This window comes from uncultured Neptuniibacter sp., assembly GCF_947498015.1.
GTDB lineage: Bacteria > Pseudomonadota > Gammaproteobacteria > Pseudomonadales > Balneatricaceae > Neptuniibacter.
The window spans coordinates 1-212 of sequence record NZ_CANMIR010000046.1 but is presented as its reverse complement, the minus strand read 5'-3'; the positions used below and the strand labels follow the sequence as shown (position 1 = coordinate 212).

Below are 212 nucleotides of genomic sequence, written 5' to 3'. Positions count from 1 at the left end.
ATGCTGGCAGCGGTCCTGCTGTGCAGTGGCTGGTACTTCTCCTCCAAGGTGGTGATCGGTGAGTCTGAACCGGGTTCCCCAATCCTCTATCAGGATCATGATTACAACCTCTCCTCGAAAGCGGTCAATGACAGTTTCCCGGGCTCTGAAGAGTTGTACATCGTGGCGGAGACCTCTGAGAAAGGCGGGATTAAACGCCCTGAGGTTCTGAA

1 protein-coding gene is annotated in these 212 nt (G+C 54.2%); it reads left to right on the top strand.

Going from position 1 to position 212, the window contains the following annotated elements; translation table 11 throughout:
* Positions 1 to 212, top strand: a 212-nt coding sequence (locus tag Q0882_RS16735) for a hypothetical protein (protein ID WP_299184112.1), incomplete at both ends; no start/stop codon positions are given.